Origin of the sequence: Streptomyces sp. NBC_00353 (assembly GCF_036108815.1) — a bacterium.
Classification (GTDB): Bacteria; Actinomycetota; Actinomycetes; order Streptomycetales; family Streptomycetaceae; genus Streptomyces.
On the sequence record NZ_CP107985.1, the window covers coordinates 1,272,057 to 1,291,871 of the forward strand.

Annotated in this window: 16 protein-coding genes and 2 pseudogenes; 8 read left to right on the forward strand and 10 right to left on the reverse strand. The window is 70.5% G+C overall.

Features of this window, described 5'->3' with window-relative positions; translation table 11 throughout:
• The first annotated feature begins 316 nt into the window (after positions 1-316).
• Positions 317-682, forward strand: a complete 366-nt coding sequence (locus OHA88_RS06200) for an ArsR/SmtB family transcription factor (protein WP_328624575.1) — start codon at positions 317-319, stop codon at positions 680-682.
• Between the two features lie 209 nt (positions 683-891).
• Positions 892-1,386 carry a GNAT family N-acetyltransferase gene (locus tag OHA88_RS06205; protein ID WP_328624576.1) on the forward strand — a complete coding sequence of 165 codons (495 nt, stop codon included), beginning with the start codon at positions 892-894 and terminating at the stop codon, positions 1,384-1,386.
• 39 nt (positions 1,387-1,425) lie between these two features.
• Here the strand turns inward: OHA88_RS06205 and OHA88_RS06210 are convergent, their stop codons facing one another.
• The 5 genes from OHA88_RS06210 to OHA88_RS06235 form a co-directional block, all read right to left on the reverse strand.
• Positions 1,426-2,919 carry an LCP family protein gene (locus OHA88_RS06210; RefSeq protein ID WP_443044182.1) on the reverse strand — a complete coding sequence of 498 codons (1,494 nt, stop codon included), beginning with the start codon at positions 2,917-2,919 and terminating at the stop codon, positions 1,426-1,428.
• Between the two features lie 569 nt (positions 2,920-3,488).
• Entirely contained in the window at positions 3,489-3,923 is a 435-nt protein-coding gene (locus tag OHA88_RS06220) for a DUF742 domain-containing protein (protein ID WP_267009120.1), read from the reverse strand.
• 22 nt (positions 3,924-3,945) lie between these two features.
• A complete protein-coding gene (locus OHA88_RS06225; protein WP_326624717.1) occupies positions 3,946-4,383 on the reverse strand; it encodes a roadblock/LC7 domain-containing protein in 438 nt (145 codons plus the stop codon).
• Positions 4,380-7,049, reverse strand: coding sequence for a sensor histidine kinase (locus tag OHA88_RS06230; protein WP_328624578.1), 2,670 nt, complete (start codon positions 7,047-7,049; stop codon positions 4,380-4,382). Before OHA88_RS06230 ends, OHA88_RS06225 begins: the two co-directional genes overlap by 4 nt.
• Before the next feature lie 62 nt (positions 7,050-7,111).
• A complete protein-coding gene (locus OHA88_RS06235) occupies positions 7,112-7,981 on the reverse strand; it encodes an MHYT domain-containing protein (RefSeq protein ID WP_267009117.1) in 870 nt (289 codons plus the stop codon).
• A gap of 171 nt (positions 7,982-8,152) precedes the next feature.
• Between OHA88_RS06235 and OHA88_RS06240 the strand changes: the two are divergent.
• A pseudogene (locus OHA88_RS06240) lies at positions 8,153-8,362 on the forward strand (SAM-dependent methyltransferase); the annotation flags it as partial.
• Between the two features lie 4 nt (positions 8,363-8,366).
• On the opposite strand, the gene OHA88_RS06245 reads toward OHA88_RS06240, so the two are convergent.
• On the reverse strand, positions 8,367-9,995 hold the full coding sequence (locus tag OHA88_RS06245) for an IS200/IS605 family accessory protein TnpB-related protein (RefSeq protein WP_328624579.1): 1,629 nt from the start codon (positions 9,993-9,995) through the stop codon (positions 8,367-8,369).
• A gap of 166 nt (positions 9,996-10,161) precedes the next feature.
• Between OHA88_RS06245 and OHA88_RS06250 the strand changes: the two are divergent.
• A pseudogene (locus OHA88_RS06250) lies at positions 10,162-10,539 on the forward strand (methyltransferase domain-containing protein); the annotation flags it as partial.
• Between the two features lie 36 nt (positions 10,540-10,575).
• Here the strand turns inward: OHA88_RS06250 and OHA88_RS06255 are convergent.
• Complete coding sequence (locus tag OHA88_RS06255; RefSeq protein WP_328624580.1) at positions 10,576-11,478, reverse strand: oxygenase MpaB family protein; 903 nt, start codon at positions 11,476-11,478, stop codon at positions 10,576-10,578.
• A gap of 132 nt (positions 11,479-11,610) precedes the next feature.
• Here OHA88_RS06255 and OHA88_RS06260 point away from each other — a divergent pair, with 132 nt between their 5' ends.
• Entirely contained in the window at positions 11,611-11,910 is a 300-nt protein-coding gene (locus OHA88_RS06260) for a hypothetical protein (protein ID WP_389494673.1), read from the forward strand.
• A 95-nt stretch (positions 11,911-12,005) separates the two neighbouring features.
• Positions 12,006-12,992 carry a hypothetical protein gene (locus OHA88_RS06265; RefSeq protein ID WP_443044183.1) on the forward strand — a complete coding sequence of 329 codons (987 nt, stop codon included), beginning with the start codon at positions 12,006-12,008 and terminating at the stop codon, positions 12,990-12,992.
• A gap of 67 nt (positions 12,993-13,059) precedes the next feature.
• Here OHA88_RS06265 and OHA88_RS06270 read toward each other — a convergent pair whose 3' ends face one another.
• The 3 genes from OHA88_RS06270 to OHA88_RS06280 form a co-directional block, all read right to left on the reverse strand.
• On the reverse strand, positions 13,060-13,602 hold the full coding sequence (locus OHA88_RS06270; protein ID WP_267009113.1) for an MOSC domain-containing protein: 543 nt from the start codon (positions 13,600-13,602) through the stop codon (positions 13,060-13,062).
• Between the two features lie 35 nt (positions 13,603-13,637).
• Positions 13,638-13,820 (reverse strand): hypothetical protein, encoded by a 183-nt coding sequence (locus OHA88_RS06275; RefSeq protein WP_267009112.1) that lies wholly within the window; start codon positions 13,818-13,820, stop codon positions 13,638-13,640.
• A gap of 154 nt (positions 13,821-13,974) precedes the next feature.
• Positions 13,975-15,090 (reverse strand): fatty acid desaturase family protein, encoded by a 1,116-nt coding sequence (locus OHA88_RS06280; protein WP_328624581.1) that lies wholly within the window; start codon positions 15,088-15,090, stop codon positions 13,975-13,977.
• 269 nt (positions 15,091-15,359) lie between these two features.
• Here OHA88_RS06280 and OHA88_RS06285 point away from each other — a divergent pair, with 269 nt between their 5' ends.
• Positions 15,360-18,284, forward strand: coding sequence for a DEAD/DEAH box helicase (locus OHA88_RS06285; protein WP_328624582.1), 2,925 nt, complete (start codon positions 15,360-15,362; stop codon positions 18,282-18,284).
• Entirely contained in the window at positions 18,281-19,675 is a 1,395-nt protein-coding gene (locus OHA88_RS06290) for an SWIM zinc finger family protein (RefSeq protein ID WP_328624583.1), read from the forward strand. The genes OHA88_RS06285 and OHA88_RS06290 overlap by 4 nt, the downstream gene beginning before the upstream one ends.
• The last annotated feature ends 140 nt before the right edge of the window (positions 19,676-19,815 follow it).

The following is a 19,815-nucleotide window of genomic DNA, read 5'->3' on the forward strand; positions in this document are numbered from 1 at the left end:
GAGCCTCAAGACGGAAAAGCCCAGATCAGAGCCACTTTGCCGGGCTCGGTTCGATATCTGTGGGCTGCGGTACGGGTGACAGCATGGCAAGCAGTGACCCCACCCCGAGCAACGTGATCGGATTTTGACCGGAGTGGCCAGACAGAGACCACTCGGTGTTCGTATGAGATCACTGTTTGCGCCGAATTGGAGCCACGTTCCAGCCAGACCCGAACCCGGCGCGGTTGCGCGATCGGGCCCGGAGCCTTCACGTCCGGCACCTAGACTGGTCGCTTCGGGGCGTGGGGAGACAGTCCGGGCGGACAGGAGAGCAAGAGTGTCGACACGTGCCGGCGGCGGCTTCGACGATCCGCCCGCGGAGGTGCTGGCGGAGGCGGCCGCGGCATTCGGACTGCTGGCGACGCCGGCGCGGCTGCACATCGTCTGGGCGCTGTCACAGGGTGAGAGTGATGTGACCGGTCTTGCGGAGCTGGTGGGCGGCACGCTGCCGTCGGTCAGCCAGCATCTGACGAAACTGAAATTGGCCGGTCTCGTGCGATCGCGACGCGAGGGCCGCCGTCAGGTGTACCTGGTGGACGATCCCGATGTGGTGACGGTCGTACGGCTGATGGTCGGCCAGCTCGCCGCACGGGCCGGGCACGCGCCCGCGCAGCGCGTACGCCTCCGTGACCTCGGTGTCTGAAAGCAGCGCAGCACAGGATCCGGCCGCACCGGCCCCGGGAGAATCCACCTCCCCGGCCGCAGGGGCGCTTCGTCCGCGGTACTCGTGGGCGGTTCGTTCGGTGTCCTGCTGCCGCCGCTGGAATTCCTGTTGCTTGCCATGGTGCTCGCGCTGTACGCGCATGGGCGGAGCGCGGCCCGTAATCGCTGCCCACAGAACGGGAGATGCGCATGAGCCTGCAGCACATCGGTGTGTGCGTGCGTCGCGCGACCCTCGACGACGTACCTGCTCTGGTGCGGATGCGAGCGCTGATGCTGTCGGACATGGGAATGCAGACAGGCGACGCCGACGCACCGTGGCGGGCAGCATCGGCGCTGTGGTTCTCCGAGCGCCTGCGGCTGCCGGACGAGTTCGCCGCGTTCCTGGTCGCCGATCCCGAGCTCGGCGTCGTCGCGAGTGCGGTCGGTGCGTGCGATGTGCACGCGCCCAGCCCGGCCAATCCCAGCGGACTGCACGGGCACATCTCCAATGTCAGCACCGATCCGCGCCGTCGACGCCGCGGGTACGCCCGGGCGTGCCTCGACGCGTTGCTCACCTGGTTCCGTGAGGAGACTCCGGTCACGGTCGTCAATCTCAATGCCACCGGGGACGGCGCCGCTCTGTACGAGTCGTTCGGCTTCGCGGCTCCTCGGCACCCTGCGCTGCAGCTCCGTACGGGGGCATGACCGCCCGCAGTTCCGCAACGGTCGGTGGAACCGGGCCGGTCAGCCGTAGGAGAGGTCGGTGCACAGGTCTTCGTCGGCCGACCGGACTCCGTCGCCGGCGGTGGACGCAGCCGTGCCGGGCGTCGTGGACGCGGCGGGCGACGGATTCTGTGCGTACGAGCTGCCGAGGACCACTCGGATGCCCGGCATGTCCGAGGCCGTGGTCCGCGCCCCGGTGAAGAGTCGCGCGGTGGTCTCCGCCTCGCTCCGGAGGCCCGGCCCGTATTCGATGACGGTCGACGTGTGGTCCTGGGTGCTCGCGGTCGCCGTGACGGTAATGGTGAAGCCGTGGGCGCGCAGCAGTTCGGCGGCGCGGGCGGCGAGTCCATTGACGGTGGTGCCGTTGTAGACGGCCAGGCTGATACCTGTGCCGGAGACCACGGTCGGGGCGGCGGGAGACGGCGACGCATCAGCCGAACCCGTGCCGCCACGGCCGCCCTTGCCTTTGCCGCCGGCATCCTGGTCGTCGATCGCGCGGTCGGCCTTGAGCGCCGCCCACAGCGCGTCGGCATCCGGCTCGACGATCGCGACGCGCGCGCCCTCGTAACGCCAAGGGACGGTCACGAACTTGGTGTTGCGCAGATCGATGTTCTTCATCGACATGGCGAACGACAGCAGCCGGTCGGCCGATCCGAGGCCGGGATCGACGGTCATCGCGTCGGTGGCCGCGTTGGCGAGCGGCAACAGGGTGGTGGGGTTCATGCCCCGGGACTTGACCTTCTTGATGAGGGAGCCGATGAATGCCTGCTGGCGTTTGATCCGTCCGATGTCGGAGCCGTCGCCGATGCCGTGCCGGATCCGGACGTAGTCGAGCGCGCGCTGCCCGGAGACGGTCTGCGGGCCCTTGGCGAAGACCAGGGCGCCTCGCGTGGGCAGGTTCGGACTGAGGTCGCGCTCGTAGATGTCCTGCGGCAGACAGACCGGGACTCCGCCGACGGCCGACGTCAGAGCGGCGAAGCCGGAGAAGTCCACCACGATGGTGTGGTCGACGCGCAGGCCCGTGAGCTGCTCCACGGTGTTCTGGGTGCAGGCCGGGTTTCCCTCAGCGGTGTCCCCCACCGAGAACGCCCCGTTGAACATGACGTGGTGCTGCGGTGCGGTCCAGTCGCCGCCGGGCTTCTTGCACGCCGGGATGTCGACGAGGGAGTCACGGGGAATGGACACGGCAACCGCGTGCCGGCGATCGCCGTACACATGGAGCAGGAAGGCGGTGTCGGAACGGCCCACGGTGTCCTTGCCGCCGCCCAGCTTCCTGTTGGCGCCGGAGCGTGAATCCGATCCGATGACGAGGACATTCTGCCCGTTCGACGAGGAGGGCGGCCGGTCGCCGGAGATCCCGTCCGCGCTGAAGGTGTCGATCTGGCCGGTCAGCTTGAGATAGCCCCAGCCGACGCCCGCGACGAGCAGGACGAGGAACGACAGCCCCATGGTTGCGGTGCGCCGTGCCCGACTGCCCCGTTGTAAGTCCGCCGCCACCTTGTGACTTCCCGTCATTGGTCACCTCGCCCGTCCGGCCCTCCGCCTTCCACGGAGGAAGACGTACGCCCCCGCCCCGAAGTTGCACAGTTGCGCAATCTAGGAAGCGTTGCCGTGCAAGTGGATCAACGGTCCCGCCCACAGCCACCCGGATCCGCCGACGCCGAAACTTCGGAAGGAAGGGCGGAACAGAAGGTGCTGCGCAACGGCCCTGAACCCTGGTACCTCTCGATTGTCGCGGCTGTACCCATCGCGCTGTCCGGATCGGAGAAACTGCCGGACTCGGCCCGCACGCGGGGCGAGTCCATGCGGATCACGAAAGGCGTGAGGCGAAGGCCGTCAACAAGAACGAACCACGGTGATCCGGGCGGCGCGATGCCGCGCCCGGGACGACCGTCGTCACGGTCGGTCCGGACTGGGACGTGTGGACGACGGGTGAGGGCGAGGACTCTCGGGGAAGTGTGCCGACAGGGCGCGGAGTGGACGTTCCGCGCGGTGGGCCAGGGTCTCGCGCGAAGCCCTGCCGGTGTCCCGTCCGGCTACGGCGTCGATGTCAGCTCCCTCGGGCCGCCTGCCGGAGCGGTGGGTCAGAGCGCCCGCAGTCCGTTGATCACCTCGCGAAGGATCCGCTCGTCGGGCAGTTGTGCGGGCGGCACGGGTCGGCTGACCCGCACATAGCCGGCTTCGAGCAGATCTCCGAGGAGTACGCGGACGACACCGACGGGGAGGTCGGCGTCGGCGGAGAGTTCCGCGACGGACTGGGTCTCGGAACGGCACAGGGTGAGCAGGGCGCGGTGTTCGGGTCCCAGTAGGCGCTCCTCGGAGCTGTCCGGTGCGCTGTCGGCGACGGCTACGAGTGCGATCAGATCGAAGTGCGCGCCGTTGGGGCCCGGTTCGGTCCGTCCGCCCGTCATGGCGTACGGGCGGACCAGGGGCCCCGCTTCGGCGTCGTACCACTGGCTGCCCGGCAGTTCGGGCGGGTCCGGGAAGCGCTGGGAGCCTCCCGGACCCTTGCTGGTCATGTCCACTGCTGTCTCGTCCCTTTCAGCCGGCCGGGGACGGGGGTGCGGTGATCCGCGGCGGGGTGCGCAGGTGCTCGCCGACCCGTTTGACGAGGCGGGCCATCTCATAGGCGACCAGGCCGATATCGGCGAAGGCCGTGCTCAGTACGGCGAGGCAGGAGCCGTCCCCCGCGGCCACGACAAAGAGGAAGCCCTCATCCATCTCGACCATGGTCTGACGGACGTCTCCGGCCTGGAAGTGCCGTCCGGCGCCCTTCGCGAGGCTGTGGAAACCGGAGGCCACCGCCGCCAGGTGCTCGGCGTCCTCGCGGCTGAGCGCGTTAGAGGCGCCCACCGCCAGACCGTCGTTGGAGAGCACCACGGCGTGCCGGACTTCGCCGACCCGGGCCACCAGATCGTCCAGCAGCCAGTCGAGTTCGCCCGAGCGCCGGTGCACCTCGGTCCTCTCGTTCGCGATCATGCGTGGTCTCCTTCGCTGCCTGGACGGGGGCGGGGTTCGGTGATGTTCCGGCGGGAGCGGGGGGCGGGCGTGCCGGGAGCGGTGCCGCCGCCGCGTACCCAGCCGTTGCGGTAGGCGGTCATCCGGTCTCTGGCCTGCTCCGGGGTGCGCTCCACCGGGCTGTCCGCGCCGCTCCCGTCGGCGCCTCGGGCCGGTTCGGGACGGGGCTCCTCACGCAGTTGCGGAACGAGGCTGGCCTGCCGGACGCGGCGGGGCAGTGTGCCGTCGTCGTCCGCACTGCTGCTCTCGCTCCGGGGTGTCGGCCTGACCTCGCTCCTGCCCGCTGCCCCGTCCTCGTCCGTTCTGCGGGCACGCGGGCGCAGCGAGGTGACTCCGGCCGGGGGACTCGTCCGGGATTCGAGGGCGTGCACCGGGGCCGGGGCGGGGAACGCCGTGGCCTGGGTGCGCACCGCACGCGGTCCCGGTCCGGGTCCGAACGGCACACGGTCACCATCGCTGTCGCCGTCGCCGTCGCGTTGACGCTCGACCGTTGTCTTCTCCGGTGCGGCCGCTTCCTCGCCCGCCGGAAGCGCGCCCTGCAGCAGTGCGGTCGGCAGCAGGACCACCGCGGTCGTTCCGCCGTACGGGGAGGTGCGGAGCTTGACCTTGATGTGGTGCCGGACCGAGAGCCTGCTGACGACGAAGAGGCCGAGCCGGTCGCTGTCGAAGAGGTCGAGGGCCTCCGCCTGCTCGATGCGCCGGTTGGCCTCGCCGAGGAGTTCGCTGCCCATGCCGAGCCCGCGGTCCTCGATCTCCAGGGCGTAGCCGTTGCCGACAGGTTCGCCGCTGATCCGCACCTTGGTGTGCGGCGGTGAGAACTGCGCTGCGTTCTCCACGAGTTCGGCGAGGAGATGGGTGAGGTCGGCGACCGCGGTGCCCTTGACCGCGGCGTCGGGCAGTTGCCGTACCTCCACCCGGGCGTAGTCCTCGATCTCGGATACGGCCGCTCGTACGACGTTGGTCAGTGGTACGGGCATCCGCCATGCGCGGCCGGGGGCCGCGCCGGACAGGATGATCAGGCTCTCCGCATGCCGCCGCATCCGGGTGGTGAGGTGGTCGAGGCGGAACAGGTTGCTCAGTTCGTCGGGGTCGTCGGCGCGGCGTTCCATGCTGTCGAGGAGGGTGAGCTGGCGGTGGACCAGCACCTGGCTGCGGCGGGCGAGGTTGACGAAGACGCCCGAGATGCCGTCGGCCAGTTCGGCTCGTTCGACGGCGGCGCTGAGAGCGGCCCGGTGCACGGTGCCGAGGGCCTCGCCGACCTGTCCGATCTCGTCGTGGGTGGCCATGCCGGGTGGGGCTTCGGCCTGGATGTCGAGGGTCTCGCCGGCCCGGAGTCGCTGCATGGCGCGGGGCAGTTTGCGGCGGGCGATCTCCAGTGCGCTGTTCCGGAGACTGACGAGTTCGACGACGAGCGCGCGGCCGATGCGTACGGAGATGACCAGCGAGGCGGCCACGGCGACGCAGCCGAAGAGGACGGCCGCTCCGGACGGACTGAACAGGCCGCGGGCCAGCGGGTCGGTGCGGTCCGCGGCCCGTTCCGCGGCGCGGGTGTCGATGGTGCGCAGCTCGCTTCGTACGCTCGCGGCGGCCGTCTCCCAGTCGGCGGTGTTCACCGCCCGCGCGGCTTCCTGTCCGGGCGATGCCGCCAGCACCTGATCCTCGGCCGCCTCGATCCGACGGTATGCGGGTCGGTCCGTGAACTTCTGCCAGGTGATGCGCTCGGCGGCCGGCAGATCGGCGCCCGCGGTCTCGATGAGGTTCCTGCGGGTCTCCATCGCTCCGGTGAACTGCACCAGTTGGTGGCCGTCGAGGCTCTTGGTGAGGCCCGCTGTGGCGAGCAGGGCGTCCTCGCGGGCCAGCATCTCGTCGGCGCGGGCCAGTTCGAGCAGGACCCGTGCATCGGATCCGAGCGCGTCGTCCTGAATTCCGGTCACAGCGCCGGAGACGGCGAATCCCGCGGTGACGGCCCGGGTGTACCGCTCGAACACTGCGTTCTCGTCGCGCTCCTGCTTGCCGTCCCGGTCCCGGTCGCCCGCCGTGCGCAGTTCGTGGGTGCGGTCGAGGAACCGGTCGAGCCGGTCGGCGACGCCCGTCGGAAGGCTGCCCGTGTCGGCGATGGTGTGCTGTTTGTCGAGTCGCAGGGCGGCGAGCGCGGTGTCGGTGCGGCCGGCCTGCTTTTCCAGGACGGCGGCGCGGGCGCTGCTGGGGGCGGCGGTCTGGAGCAGGGCAGCTCTGCGTTCGGCCTGGAGTGCGGCGACAGCGGTCGATATCGGGGCCCGGACCTCTCTGTCGACCTGCTGCAACTGCCGTAGTTGTGCCACGTCCTGGGCGGTGTTGACCGTGGCGAAACCCCACAGGGCGAGCAGCGAGACGACAGGCACCATCAGAAGCGAGATGATCTTCGCGCGTACGGTCCTCGGGCGCAGTGTCCAGCGTCCGCGTGGCCCGGATGTGTCCTGCGTCAGCAGCAGCCGCACGTCGTGTTCGGCGGTCTCGTCGGCCGGCGGTCCCGCGTGCGCGCGTCGTCCGCGCGCCGCGGGCGGGGGCGAGGCGTCGGGCGAGGGCTGGGCGCTGGGCCGTGCGGCGGCCGTCGCGCCGGGGTCCGGGGTCGTGCGGGGTGGGCGCATGGCCTCCTCGTTCCGGGTGTGGAGCTGGGCAGGAGTGAAAGGGGCGCGAACCGGCCGCGGCGTCAGGGCGTGGCGGCGGGCGAGGGGTCCTGGCCGCGTGGGTCACGCCGTGTGTGGGGATCACGTCCGCGTTGCGCGGATCGTGCCGGGGCCATGGCATCCGCTTCGGCGGGTTCCGCACTGCGCCCGGCGGAGACGTACGCGGCACGTTCGCGGGCCGTCGGCGAGAGGGCGACGAACGCCGACGTCAGGAAGAGGTACGAGCCGAGTCCGACGGCCAGGGGGAAGATGAACTGCATCGTCGTTGCCCCGGGGAGTTCCACGTCGGAGGAGGTGACGCGGACGCCGACGGCCATCATGCCCGTGTAGTGCATGCTGCTGACCGCCGCGCCCATGACGAGCGAGGCGAGGGCGACGGCACGCGGCGACTTGATGTTCAGCGCCGCCCACAGGGCCGCCGTCGCGGCGACGACGGCGATGACGACGGAGAGTGCGACCCGCAACGGGTCGTAGTGGATCGTGCCGTGCAGCCGCAGTGCTGCCATGCCCAGGTAGTGCATGCTGGCGACGCCGAGTCCGGTGCCGAATCCTCCGACGAGCAGTGCCCTGGTGCGGTCACGGCTGTAGCCGACAGCGAAAACACCGCAGCCGACCACCACCATGGCGCAGAGCAGGCTGAGCAGGGTCAGCGGCACGTTGTAGCGGATATCGGTTCCGGTCACGCCGAAGCCGAGCATCGCGACGAAGTGCATTGTCCAGATGCCGGTGCCGAGGGCGGATGCGGCTGCGATCAGCCAGTTGCGGCGCGAACGGCCGCTCGTGTCGAGTGCGCGCACGGTGCAGCTCAGGCCGAGCGCCGAGCCGATCACTGCCATCGCGTACGACAGCGCAGGTGTCAGCCAGCCGAAGGTGGCGTGGTCCAGGTGTCCCATGAATCGGGAACGCTAGTCGCGATGGGGGCGCACGCCTGGGGCGCATTTCGAAAGCTGCCGGAATATGACAGAGAGATGTCCCTGAACGATCGCACAGTGCTCGAACATGCACGCCGATTCCCGTGGTTTCGCTCCATTTCGCTCCGGCGGCCGCTGCGCGATCATGTCCGTATGGCCGATCACCACACACATGTCCAGGACTTCTTCACCGCCCGCGCCGCGGACTGGGACACCCGCTTCCCCGACGACGCCCCCGCCTATGCGGCCGCCGTCGAAGCACTCGGGCTGCGCCCCGGCGACGCCGTGCTCGACGCGGGATGCGGTACGGGACGGGCTCTGCCCGCACTGCGCAACGTCGGCCTTCTGGGTGCGGATCTCACCGTTCCTAACCAGAGTGCGTAAGTGAGTCTTGGACCCACTGGTGCATGCTGGGCGCATCCCGAACGGTGTTGGATGCACTGGTCCCCCACTTTCGCTTCCCGCTCGGCGACGGCCCTCCGGGGGGCCGGTCCGTTGTGGGTGGGCGGGTTCCCTCACGCCCCCGGTCACCTGGTCCGGCCTGGGCGGTCCGATGCCCCGCACGATCACTCCGGTCGTGTGGGGGCGGTGCCGTCCGTCGCCGGATCGGGTGCCCGAGGGCGCGTCTCCCGATCGCGATGCCCGCGGCATCGTGACGGGACATCTTTCGGCGGGGAGTGAGCAGCGGCTTCTGCCAGTGCTGGCCACCCCACATGCTGGTGTAGGCCGGGTCGACTGCGACAATCGCAAGACCCTGTTCGGCGGCCATCGAGACAAGCCGGGCCTTGAGCTTCCCGGTGGGCATCCCGGAGATGAGCTGCCTGAACCGCTTGCGGCGGCCGTGCTTCTCGCGGGTCTTCTCAGCGGTGAAGTCCAGATCCTCAATGGCTATGGCCTGCGCGCCGGCCTGCTGGGCCCAGTGCAGCAGGCGGGTCAGGGCGTGGCGGATCTGTGCGTCGCGGTGCGTGGTGGTGCCGGACAGGTCGTAGGGGAAACGGTGCGGGTCACCGATGGGGTTGCCGTGCCGGTCGAGGTGGTAGGCGGCGAAGTGGTCGGCATTGGTGTCGACGCCGATCATGCCCCGGGCACGGGCGGTCTCCAACGGGATGGTCCGGACGACAGGGCGCTGCCAGGATGCGGTCAGGTACCAGCGGCCGCGCTCCACGTCGAGGTGGATGCGATAGGCAACGGCCCGGTTCGCGGTGATGCGGTCGGCCCACTCCGCACCCCGGTGCGCGAACCCGATACGACCGGTCAGGGTGTACCGGCCATGCTTGGCATTGGCCAGGTATGCGAGCGGGGCAGGCAGTTTCACCGACACCTCGCCGTCCGGCGTAACGCGGATCGTCTCGTTCCCGAACCGCTTCCCCGACTCACCGTCAGCGGCGATAAACCAGCGTCCCGCCCCCCACCGTTCCCGCCACTGCTCCTCGGTGAGACCGGCCTGGGTGAGATGGTGGCGGGTGTTCAGGAGACGTTTACCGCCCCGCACCACCCGGACTCGTCCGGCCTGCCACTTGGCAACAGCAGCAGCATGCCGGTCTTCCAGCATCGCAAGGCGGCGGGACTTGCGGAACCACTCGTTCTTCGACCGGTAGCCACCCCCGGCCCGCTTCGTTCCGGGCACCCCGAGCGGGAGGGACAGGCGGTGCCGTAGCGTCCTGATCCCGGCATCCAGCTTCCGGATATGCGCGGCCTGGCAACGGCGGGCCAGCGCCCACTGATCATGGGTGGCCTTCGTGATCGCACCCGCGATCCGCGACGAAGATTCCTTCGTCAGGTCCCGCTTGCGCGCTGCCCAGGTACCCGCACCGTGCTCCAGACCCTCCGCACAGCGGACCTTCAGATCACGGGAAGCAAGCGCACCCTGATGCGCACCGACCGCACGCAACGCCCTCTCGTCCTCGGGAGTGAGGTGCTTGAGACGGTTCCGGACCGCTACCCCACAAGGCCCGGGCACCACGAAGGAGTCCGTCAGTTTCCGCAAACCACCCACCACATCACCCCCCAGGCCGGACACCTGCCACCCAGCCCAACGAGCAACAGCCACCAAGGTCACCCATTCGACCCAAGCCCCCCGTTCCCACCCCGTGAATAATCGACAGGGCTCACTCCCGCACACCACAACTCACTTCAGCTCAGCAATCCGACAGCAGCTCACAACCCCGGCAATGCTCCAGGCGGCGGTACGGGCCGGTCGCGACCGGAGCGGTCGGCTGCTGCTGACCGATGTGGCCCGGCTGCCGCTACGGAACGCCTCGCTCGACGCGGTGTTCGGCGCCGGGCTCATCTCGCACCTGTCACAGCCCGGACCGGACCTGGCCGAGCTGGCGCGCGTCGTCCGGCCCGGCGGGCAGCTGGCACTGTTCCACCCGATCGGTCGGGCCGCACTCGCGGCGCGCCACGGCCGCCGGATCACGGACGACGATCTGCGGGCCGAGCCCAACCTCCGGCCGCTGCTCGCACGTTCGGGCTGGCGACTGGACGCGTACACCGACGAGGATGCCCGATTCCTCGCACTCGCCGTGCGGGCGGATTGACCGGCGAGCGGGCCGAGCGGGCGAGGCCCTCCGGGTCTACTCGACCGGAGCGCCCGGCCGCCGGTTGTGCGGGACCGGGCAGCCACCGGTGCCGGGGGTCGGGAACGTCCCGAGCCCGGCGATCTCGTAGCCGTCCGGGTAGCCCTTGATCTCCGGGTTCTGGCGCGCGTAGTGCGCGGTGGAGCGGGGCGGCAGCAGTCGTACGGCCCGTGCCCGCAGCCGCAGCGCGCCGCGAGTGAGACCACGGGCGACGGGGCCGGGACGTTCGTAGCGGAACGCCCGCAGCAGCGCATCGTCGAGTAGCGCCAGGCTCGCTTTGCGCAGGACGGGTGCGAGCGGGCCCGGATACCAGGAGCCCATCAGCGCCAGCGTGGCGTCGGAGACCTTGCGCGCGCCCTCGTCCCAGCCGAAGTGTTCGTCCTCGTACGTGTCGAGGGTGCGCTCGAACTCCTCGAACGTCTGAGGTACGCCCTTGATGCCCATGTGGGCGCCCAGGGTGCGGTAGTAGACGGCGAACGCCTGCAGCTCGTGGTCGGAGAGCCGGCGCCAGCCGTACCTGTCGATCCAGCGCTTCGGGACGACGACGAACGTACACAGCACGTAGCGCATGTCGTCGTTGCTGATGTCGTAGCTGCGGTGCATCTGGTTGATCCGGCGGATCGCCGTGCGCCCCGGATCACTGTCGAAACCGTGTTCCACCACGGCGTCGAGGAGGAGCGCGGTGTCGTCGTACCGCTTCTGGGAACGGTCTGTCAGCTCTGACGTCTCGGCGAGGAGTCGGCCGATGCTGGGGACGGCATATGTACGATAAAGGGCCAGTTCGAGCGCCCGGGTGATGTCCCAAGGGAACTCGTAGGTGGCTGTGAGCCGGTAGATCTCCAGGAAGTCCCGTTCCGGATCGAGACGCTGGATCTCCTTCAGCCGGTCGTATCGCTTCACCGCGCGGTCCCCGTTCCTCGGTCGGTGGTCCAACTCTACGTCGAGGGGGAAGACCGTAAGTACGTACGAAGACAGCTTGCGTGCACGGCCCCCCGTGCACGACTCCCCGGGAAGGCGGTCTCCATGATCGACATGTTCAGCAGTCTCCGGAAGGTGGTCTCTCCCGGCCGCAAAGGCGGGCTGCCCGCGCCACCGCACGAGGAACACCGGCGCAAGCAGCACAATCTGTTCGAGGCGGCCGCCACCTATGTCTCGGCGTGCGCGGAGGACGACCAGGACCGGATGGACGAGGTGAGTGGATGGGTATCGCCCGGAGCGCTCTCCTTCGGGGTCAATGAGCTGGCCTGCAGAGCCGTCGTCGCGCTGGCGCGCGAGCGCGGTCAGTCCCCGCAGTCCGTGGCCCGTGACCTGCTCGGGCTGCCTGCCGACTGAACGGCGCCGTCCGGTTGACCACTCACGATGGGTCTTCCCTTGTCAGGGCCTCGACGACCGCGTTACCCACTGGTTAAGGTGCGCCGACGGAAACCATGAGGGACGAGGAGAGTGCTGTGGCCGGGACGGACGACGCGGTCGCCGAGGACGACGCACTGTATGTGCTGACCGCGGTGCTGCTCACACCCGCGCAGTTCCCGAGCGTGCTCGGTGACGACTACCCGGCGGCCTGCGGGGCACTCGGCCTCGAGCCGTACGCCGAGGGCTATGGACTCGTCCTCGGCCAGGACGGCGACGGTGCCCGGTGGACCGTCGTCGTCGACGACGTGTCACTGGTTGCCGTCGCCATCGCCTCATGGGACTGCGGCATGGAGTACGACCTCTCCCCCGACGACCGCTCAGTGGTCTGTGCGCTCCCCGGCTGGCCCCTCGCACTCGCGGTCGCCGCACCAGGGGTGCCCGCCCCCCACGACCCGCCGCCGGACCCCGAGGCCGAGGGCACCGATCTGCCGCCGCTGACCCCGCCCGACACAGAGACGTGGGGGCCTGCGCAGCGGCGGCTGGGCGCGGACGAGATCGCGTTGCAGTGGGCGGCGTGGCGCGACCAGATCGACGACGAGACGACGTTCAGCGGGTCGAACGGCACGGATGTCGCGGACGATACGGATGGCGGGGACGCCGGCGCCGGCGAGCCGGGCGGCACGGATGATCCGGATGGTGCCCAGGAGTCGGATGCCGGCGATGCAGCGGACGCGGACCCGGCCGCCGACGCGGCGGAGGAGAGCTCGGCCCGCCCCGCCGCGCTCTCCGGAACTCATCCCGGTGTGCGACGCGCTCTCGCGGATGCCCATGCGTACGTGGACAACCCGCCACCGCCCGGACGCATCCGGTCCTCCTTCGCCCCGGGCGACGCCCGGACGCTGCGCGCCGACGGACCCGGCTGGTCCCTGGTCGCGAGGACCGACGACATTGCGTTCGTCCTGCTGGACGAGGAACCCGGCGAGGTCCTGCCGGTGGGACGCGGGGCGGCACTGCCCGGCCTGTTGAAGGCGCTCGACGCGCTCGCGGTGCGGCCGGCCTGATCCGAAAGGCTCAGGCACCGGCCGGTGTGACGAGGGCCCGCACGGGACGACCGGTGCGGCTCCCCCGCTACACGCGGTCCAGCGGCCGGTGCGGCTCGGCGGGCAGCTCCACCTTGACCGGATCGCCCGGCCGGACCGTTCCACCGGACGTGACGATGCCCATGATCCCGGCCTTGCGCACGATGTTGCCCGCCGCATCCCGACCGACGACCTGCTTCAGCAGGCCGTCCTGGAAATTGTCGATCTGCAGGCACGGGTTGCGCAGGCCGGTGACCTCGACGACGGCTTCGTCACCGAGGTGCAACAGCGTGCCGACGGGGAGGCCGAGGAGATCGATGCCGCGCGTGGTGACGTTCTCCCCGAGATCCCCGGGAGCTACCTCGTAGCCTGCTTGACGCAGCTCCTCGAACAGCTCCTCGTGGATCAGATGGACCTGGCGCAGATTCGGCTGGGTGGGGTCCTGCGCAACGCGTGAACGGTGCTTGACCGTGACCCCCGCATGTACGTCCCCCTCGACACCGAGTCCGGCCAGCAGGGTCACGCTGTCCCTGTTCGGCTTGGTGAAGGTGTAGGTGCCGTTGCTGCTCACCACGGTGACTGTCCCGCTCATGTACGGAGACCCCCCCTCTCGACCCATCTGTCCTCTCAGCGACCTATTTCCTTGCGGGTGATCCTGCGGAGCCTGCGCCGCTGCGAGGGATCCAGCATCAGATAGGCCACCGCAGGCACTCCGATCAGCACCAACAGCGAAAGCCAGAATCCGATGAACGGCATCAGGACGACTGCCGCGACCACTCCCCCGATGGCGATCTTTGCGCTGTTCGACATCGTCCACTCCTCCTTCGCGGCGCAAGCCGCTTCTGCTGTGACAACGCCTGTGCGAGCCTGTCGGTTCCAGCTTGCACCTGCGGTCGTCCCGATGCGTTGCCCGAGCAGGTTGCCCGGGTCGGCTGCCCCCGAGTGGGCTACTTGCTGAGCTGTCTCAGCGAGGCGTCTCAGCGGGCTGCCTCAGCGGTTCGCCGACTTCGTGCATGTGCTGCAGCGCCTGACGGTAGGACTCGACCAGGCCGGTCTCCGCGTACGGCATGCCCAGCGACGCGCAGTGCGCTCGCACCAAGGGCTGCGCCCGGCGAAGGTGGGGGCGGGGCATGCTCGGGAACAGATGGTGTTCGATCTGGTAGTTGAGCCCGCCGAGGAACCAGTCGGTGAGGACGGCGCCGCGTACGTTGCGCGAGGTGAGGACCTGTCGCTGGAGGTGCCCCCAGCGGTCGCCGTCGGGGTCGGGCATCTCCATGCCTTTGTGGTTCGGTGCGAAGGCCATGCCCAGGTGGAGTCCGAACAGCGCGTGATGCACGAGCGCGAAGACGACGGCCTTGCCGGGGGACATGACGGTGAGCAGCAGCGTCGCGTAGAGCCCGAGGTGGGTGACGAGGAGCAGTGCCGACAGGACACGCTCGCGGGCGGGCTGCTGCCGCAGGTACTGGAAGCCGGAGATCTTGAGGGCGATGCCTTCGAGGAGCAGCATCGGGAAGAACAGCCGGGCCTGGTTACGGGTGAGCCGGCGGGCGAAGCCTTCGCGCTGGGCTGCCTGCTTCTGCGTCCAGACGAGGGCGCCGACGCCGACGTCCGGGTCCTTGTCGATGTGGTTGGGGTTGGCGTGGTGGCGTACGTGTTTGTCGTTCCACCAGGCCTCGTTCATGCCGAGGAGCAGGTTGGCGTGGACGAGACCGATGATCCGGCTCGCTCGGCGGTCGCCGGTTATCTGGGCGTGTCCGGCGTCGTGGCCGACGAATGCGGTCCGGGACCAGAGGATCGCCAGCGGCAGGGCGAGCAGCAGGGCCCACCAGGTGTTGCCGAGGAGTACCAGGCCGGTGAGCACGCCGCCCAGGGCGAGGAGGTTGCCGGCGATCACGGCCGCGTACCATCCGGTGCGCCGCTCCAGGAGTCCTTGCGCCTTCACGGCCCGCAGGAGCGGCGCGAAGTCACTGCCGCCGACACCTGCCGCGCGTCCACCGACGCCCGTGCTTGCGTCGGTGCTGTCCGTACTTCCGGCACGGTCGCGGGGGCGGTCCGCGACGGTGACTACGGCCTGGGGCATGGTGTCTCCGGTCTCTGGGCGGCAGGTGAAGCTGCTCTGACCTGTTGAAACGTACGGGCAGGCGTCCTGCGGCAACCATGGCGCCACCACCCGGGGTTTCGGGGGGTAGCCCCCTCCCGGGAGAGGGGTGCTGGCTACACCGGGCAGCCCGCAGGCGTCGTCGAAGTGAGCTGGATCACGGCGATTCCGCTCCCGGACCGCGTCGCCGGTGGAGTACTCTCGGCGACCTTGGACCCCCACTAGTCAAATTTGAGGAATCCGACATCGCTGTGCACAGGCTCCCTGCGGCAACCCTCGCCGAGATCTCCGCACTCTCCCGCTGCTCCGTCGTCTTCCTTCCCTCAGATCCCTCCCGTACCGGCCGGGTCGCCTTCTGGCATCCGGACGGCAGCAGCCCGCCCGATGCACCGGGGACCGTCGGGGATCTGACCGTCGTCGGAGCCGACACCCGCCCGTACGGTGTGCCGGCGCTGCTGCTGCCGGTGCGCGACGCGCTGCCCGTACTGACCCGCGCGCGGGCCGCGGCGCAGGCCTCGCCCTCGGCCGCGTTCTGGGGCGCGGCCGCCCTCCTCGCCCTGCAACTCGCTGCCCGTGGACTGCTGCTGCCGGGGCTGAGTGCCTCCGACCACGACGCGTGGCGGGCCGGTCCGCTGACCATCGCCGACCTCGACCGGATCCGTGACCTCGCGGCTTCCATGCCGCCCACCGCCCATGCCGTACCGCTCGACGACGCTGTGGAGCCCGTGCTGCTGCCGGAGCCGGAGCGGCTGCTGCGCGCGTTCCTGGACGCGGTGGCAGACGGCCTGCCGCGCACGCCCGCCGCGGTGTTCGCCACCGGAAGTCCCGCCTTCGCCGTCGACGCTCCGCAGCGCCTGCCCGAGCGTCGGGCCTGGGCCGCCGATGTCGCGGCCGGGCACGACGCGGGTGTGCGGCTCTCGCTGCGTGTCGAGGTCACCGGTCTGACTCCTGCTCACGAGGACGCCGAGCAAGGTGCCGGGCCATCCTTCCGTGCCGTCCTGCAGATCCACAGCGTCAGCGATCCGGCAGTGGTCGCCGACGCCGCCGACGTCTGGGCAGGCACGGCGCCCGCCGCTGCGAGGTTCGGTCCACGCGCGCGGATGGACGCCCTCCTCGCCCTGCGCCGCGCCGCCCGGGCCTGGCCGCCGCTGGCTCCGCTGCTGTCGGCCGCCGTACCGGACTTCGTCGAGCCGGCCGACGAAGAGATCGCCGAACTGCTCGGCTCCGCCGCACGGTCGCTCGCCGCGACCGGGGTCCAGGTGCACTGGCCCAAGGAGCTCGCCCGCACGCTCACCGCACGCGCGGTGATCGGCCCGCCGGGCGAGGAGGAAGCCGGCCACGCCGGCGACAGCGATGGCGGCCACGGCGACCGCGACGACAAGTCCTCGAACAGACAGTCCACGTCCGACGTCCCGTCGTTCCTGTCGGCCGACGCTCTGCTGGCGTTCAACTGGTGGTTCGCGCTCGGCGACCAGAAGCTCAGCCGCGCCGAACTGGACCGGCTGGCCGAGGCCGGCAGGCCGATTGTCCGGCTGCGCGACCAGTGGGTGCTCATCGACCCGGAGGCGGCGCGCCGCGCCCGTGAGACGCAGGACCGCAAGGTCACGCCGATCGATGCGCTCGGGGCCGCTCTGACCGGTTCCACCGAGATCGACGGCCGCCCGGTCGACGTGCAGGCGACCGGCTGGCTGGAACAACTGCGGGCGCGGGTCGCCGATCCTGAGTCCGGTGCGCAGCAGACGGTCGGTCAGCCCTCCGCGCTCGTCGCGACGCTCCGCGACTATCAGCTGCGCGGACTGAACTGGCTCCACACCATGACCTCGCTCGGCCTCGGCGGCTGTCTCGCCGACGACATGGGCCTCGGTAAGACCATCACCCTCATCGCACTGCATCTGCACCGTCAGAGCGTCGAGGAGGCCGCCGGACCGACCCTGGTGGTCTGCCCGACCTCGCTGATGGGCAACTGGCAGCGGGAGATCGAGAGGTTCGCCCCCGGCACACCGGTACGTCGCTTCCACGGCGCGTCCCGGAACCTGAAGGGGCTGGTGGACGGCGAGTTCGTCCTCACCACGTACGGCACGATGCGGCTCGACGCGGCGAAGCTCGCCGCGGCCGGCTGGTCCATGGTGGTCGCCGACGAGGCACAGCACGTGAAGAACCCGTACTCGGCGACCGCGCAGCAGCTGCGGACAATCGGTGCGCGGGCACGGGTGGCACTCACCGGCACCCCCGTGGAGAACAACCTGTCCGAGCTGTGGGCGATCCTCGACTGGACGACGCCCGGGCTGCTCGGCCGCCTCGGCACGTTCCGTACCCGGTACGCGCGGGCGGTGGAGGGCGGCAACGATCCGGCGGCGGCCGAACGGCTCGCAGCCCTGGTACGGCCGTTCCTGCTGCGGCGGCGCAAGTCCGATCCGGGCATCGCCCCGGAGCTGCCGCCGAAGACGGAGACCGACCGCGCGGTCTCGCTGACGGCGGAGCAGACCGGTCTGTACGAGGCGGTGGTACGGGAGACCCTGGCCGAGATCTCCGGCGCCGACGGGTTCGCCCGGCGCGGCCTCGTGATGAAGCTGCTGACGGCGCTGAAGCAGATCTGCAACCACCCTGCGCAGTACCTCAAGGAGGAACGGCCGCGGATCGCGGACCGTTCGGGGAAGCTGGAGCTCCTCGACGAGCTGCTCGACACCATTCTCGCGGAGGACGCGAGCGTGCTCGTGTTCACCCAGTACGTACAGATGGCGCGGCTGCTCGAACAGCATCTGGCTGCACGCGGGGTACGCACCCAGTTTCTGCACGGCGGCACACCGATCGCCGAGCGCGAGGCCATGGTCGACCGGTTCCAGGCGGGCGAGACCCCGGTCTTCCTGCTGTCACTGAAGGCGGCCGGTACGGGGCTCAACCTCACCAGGGCGGGCCACGTGGTGCACTTCGACCGCTGGTGGAACCCAGCAGTGGAGGCTCAGGCCACCGACCGTGCGTACCGCATCGGGCAGACCCAGCCGGTGCAGGTGCACCGGCTGATCGCAGAGGGGACGATCGAGGACCGGATCGCCGACATGCTGGCCCGCAAGCAGGGCCTCGCGGATGCGGTGCTGGGTTCCGGTGAGACGGCACTGACCGAGCTGACCGATGCGGAACTTGCCGATCTGGTGCAGCTACGAGGGGGCGCGCGATGAGCGACACGTACGGGACCGACGGATACGCGAACCCTGGATACGAGCGCGAGGAGTACGACGGCGACGGATACGAGAGGGAGGGATGCGACCCTGCCGGCGGCGGAGCCGAGGTGGCGGCGCCGGGGCAGGAACGTACCTTCGCCGCGCTGCCGCCCGCGCTGGGCCGCGGCTTCGCCGAAACCTGGTGGGGCCGGGCCTGGCTGAAGGCCCTGGAAGACACCGCGCTCGACGGCGAACAGGTCAAGAAGGGCCGCCGGTTCGCCCGCGAGGGAAGGGTCGGCGCGGTCTCCGTACGCCCAGGACGGATCACCGCAGTCGTCCAGGACCCGGACTCGACCCCGTACCGCAGTGATGTCCTGCTTCAGCAGCTGAGCGAGGAGGAGTGGGACCGCTTCCTGGACATGGCGGTCGATCGGGCCGGGCACATCGCCGCACTCCTCGACCGGGAGATGCCGCCGCATCTGGTGGAGGACGCGGCGGCGGCCGGGGTGGATCTGCTGCCCGGCATCGGCGATCTGGATCCGGAGTGCACCTGCGAGGCCTGGGACCACTGCCCGCACTCCGCCGCACTCTGCTACCAGGTGGCGCGGCTGCTGGACCAGGACCCCTTCGTCCTGCTGCTGATGCGGGGCCGCGGCGAGCGGCAAGTACTCGACGATCTCCAGGCGCGGATCACGGCCCGGGCCGCGGAACGGCAACCGGCGGAGCCCTCCCGCACCGAGGACCGGCGGGCGCGCGGCGTACGCGCGGACGAGGCATTCGCCGCTCAGGACATCCTGCCCCCGTTGCCCGCTCCGCCGCCGCTGCCCCCCGAGCCCGGTCCCCCGCCGTCGCTGGACACGGACACACAACCGGAGCCCGGCCTCGACCCGGCCGCCCTGGAAGTGCTGGCGGCCGACAGCGCCGTCCGGGCCCACCGGATGCTGGCAGAAGCCCTGTCGCCCGACCATGGACAGCAGCCCGTGCATGCGGGGTTGACGCCGGAGCAGGATGCCGTTCGGCTGGTCGCCGACGCCCGTCCCGAGCCCTGGGTCATGACACGGCTGGCCGCCGGGTCGGGGCGGCAGCGGGCCGAGCTCGACGCGGCGGTGCGGGCCTGGGGCTACGGCGGGACCGCCGCGCTCACCGTGTTCGACGAGGAGTGGGCACCGGATCCGGAGGCACATGCCCGGGCCCTTGCCCGGCTCGCCGCGGCGTGGGAGGACGACGAGCGTCCGCAGCTGCGGGCAGTACGCAACCGGTGGACCGTGGCGGACGCCGACGTACAACTGCGGTACGGGCAGGACGGGCGCTGGTGGCCGTACCGCAAGGAGCGCGGGCGATGGATTCCGGCGGGGCCGTCGGACGACGACCCGGCGGCGGCGCTGTCGGAAGCGCTCGGCGTGGAGTAGCCCGCCCGCCGGTGGGCCCCGCCCCACCGGGCACCGCACCCGACTCCCCCAACTCCCTTGCGCCCCACCGATTTTCGGCCGCCTGCCATCTTCCGCCATCCGCGCCGCGGTCGTACGGTGGGGCGCGCGAGACGCTCGGC

What these genes read in the sequence shown, in the direction of transcription:
- OHA88_RS06275 (WP_267009112.1), bottom strand. Translation starts at nt 13,820, where the DNA reads ATGTCGAACAGCGCAAAGATCGCCATCGGGGGAGTGGTCGCGGCAGTC.
- OHA88_RS06290 (WP_328624583.1), top strand. Translation starts at nt 18,281, where the DNA reads ATGAGCGACACGTACGGGACCGACGGATACGCGAACCCTGGATACGAG.
- OHA88_RS06260 (WP_389494673.1), top strand. Translation starts at nt 11,611, where the DNA reads ATGTTCAGCAGTCTCCGGAAGGTGGTCTCTCCCGGCCGCAAAGGCGGG.
- OHA88_RS06235 (WP_267009117.1), bottom strand. Translation starts at nt 7,981, where the DNA reads ATGGGACACCTGGACCACGCCACCTTCGGCTGGCTGACACCTGCGCTG.
- OHA88_RS06225 (WP_326624717.1), bottom strand. Translation starts at nt 4,383, where the DNA reads ATGATCGCGAACGAGAGGACCGAGGTGCACCGGCGCTCGGGCGAACTC.
- OHA88_RS06230 (WP_328624578.1), bottom strand. Translation starts at nt 7,049, where the DNA reads ATGCGCCCACCCCGCACGACCCCGGACCCCGGCGCGACGGCCGCCGCA.
- OHA88_RS06210 (WP_443044182.1), bottom strand. Translation starts at nt 2,919, where the DNA reads ATGACGGGAAGTCACAAGGTGGCGGCGGACTTACAACGGGGCAGTCGG.
- OHA88_RS06205 (WP_328624576.1), top strand. Translation starts at nt 892, where the DNA reads ATGAGCCTGCAGCACATCGGTGTGTGCGTGCGTCGCGCGACCCTCGAC.
- OHA88_RS06265 (WP_443044183.1), top strand. Translation starts at nt 12,006, where the DNA reads ATGAGGGACGAGGAGAGTGCTGTGGCCGGGACGGACGACGCGGTCGCC.
- OHA88_RS06220 (WP_267009120.1), bottom strand. Translation starts at nt 3,923, where the DNA reads ATGACCAGCAAGGGTCCGGGAGGCTCCCAGCGCTTCCCGGACCCGCCC.
- OHA88_RS06280 (WP_328624581.1), bottom strand. Translation starts at nt 15,090, where the DNA reads ATGCCCCAGGCCGTAGTCACCGTCGCGGACCGCCCCCGCGACCGTGCC.
- OHA88_RS06270 (WP_267009113.1), bottom strand. Translation starts at nt 13,602, where the DNA reads ATGAGCGGGACAGTCACCGTGGTGAGCAGCAACGGCACCTACACCTTC.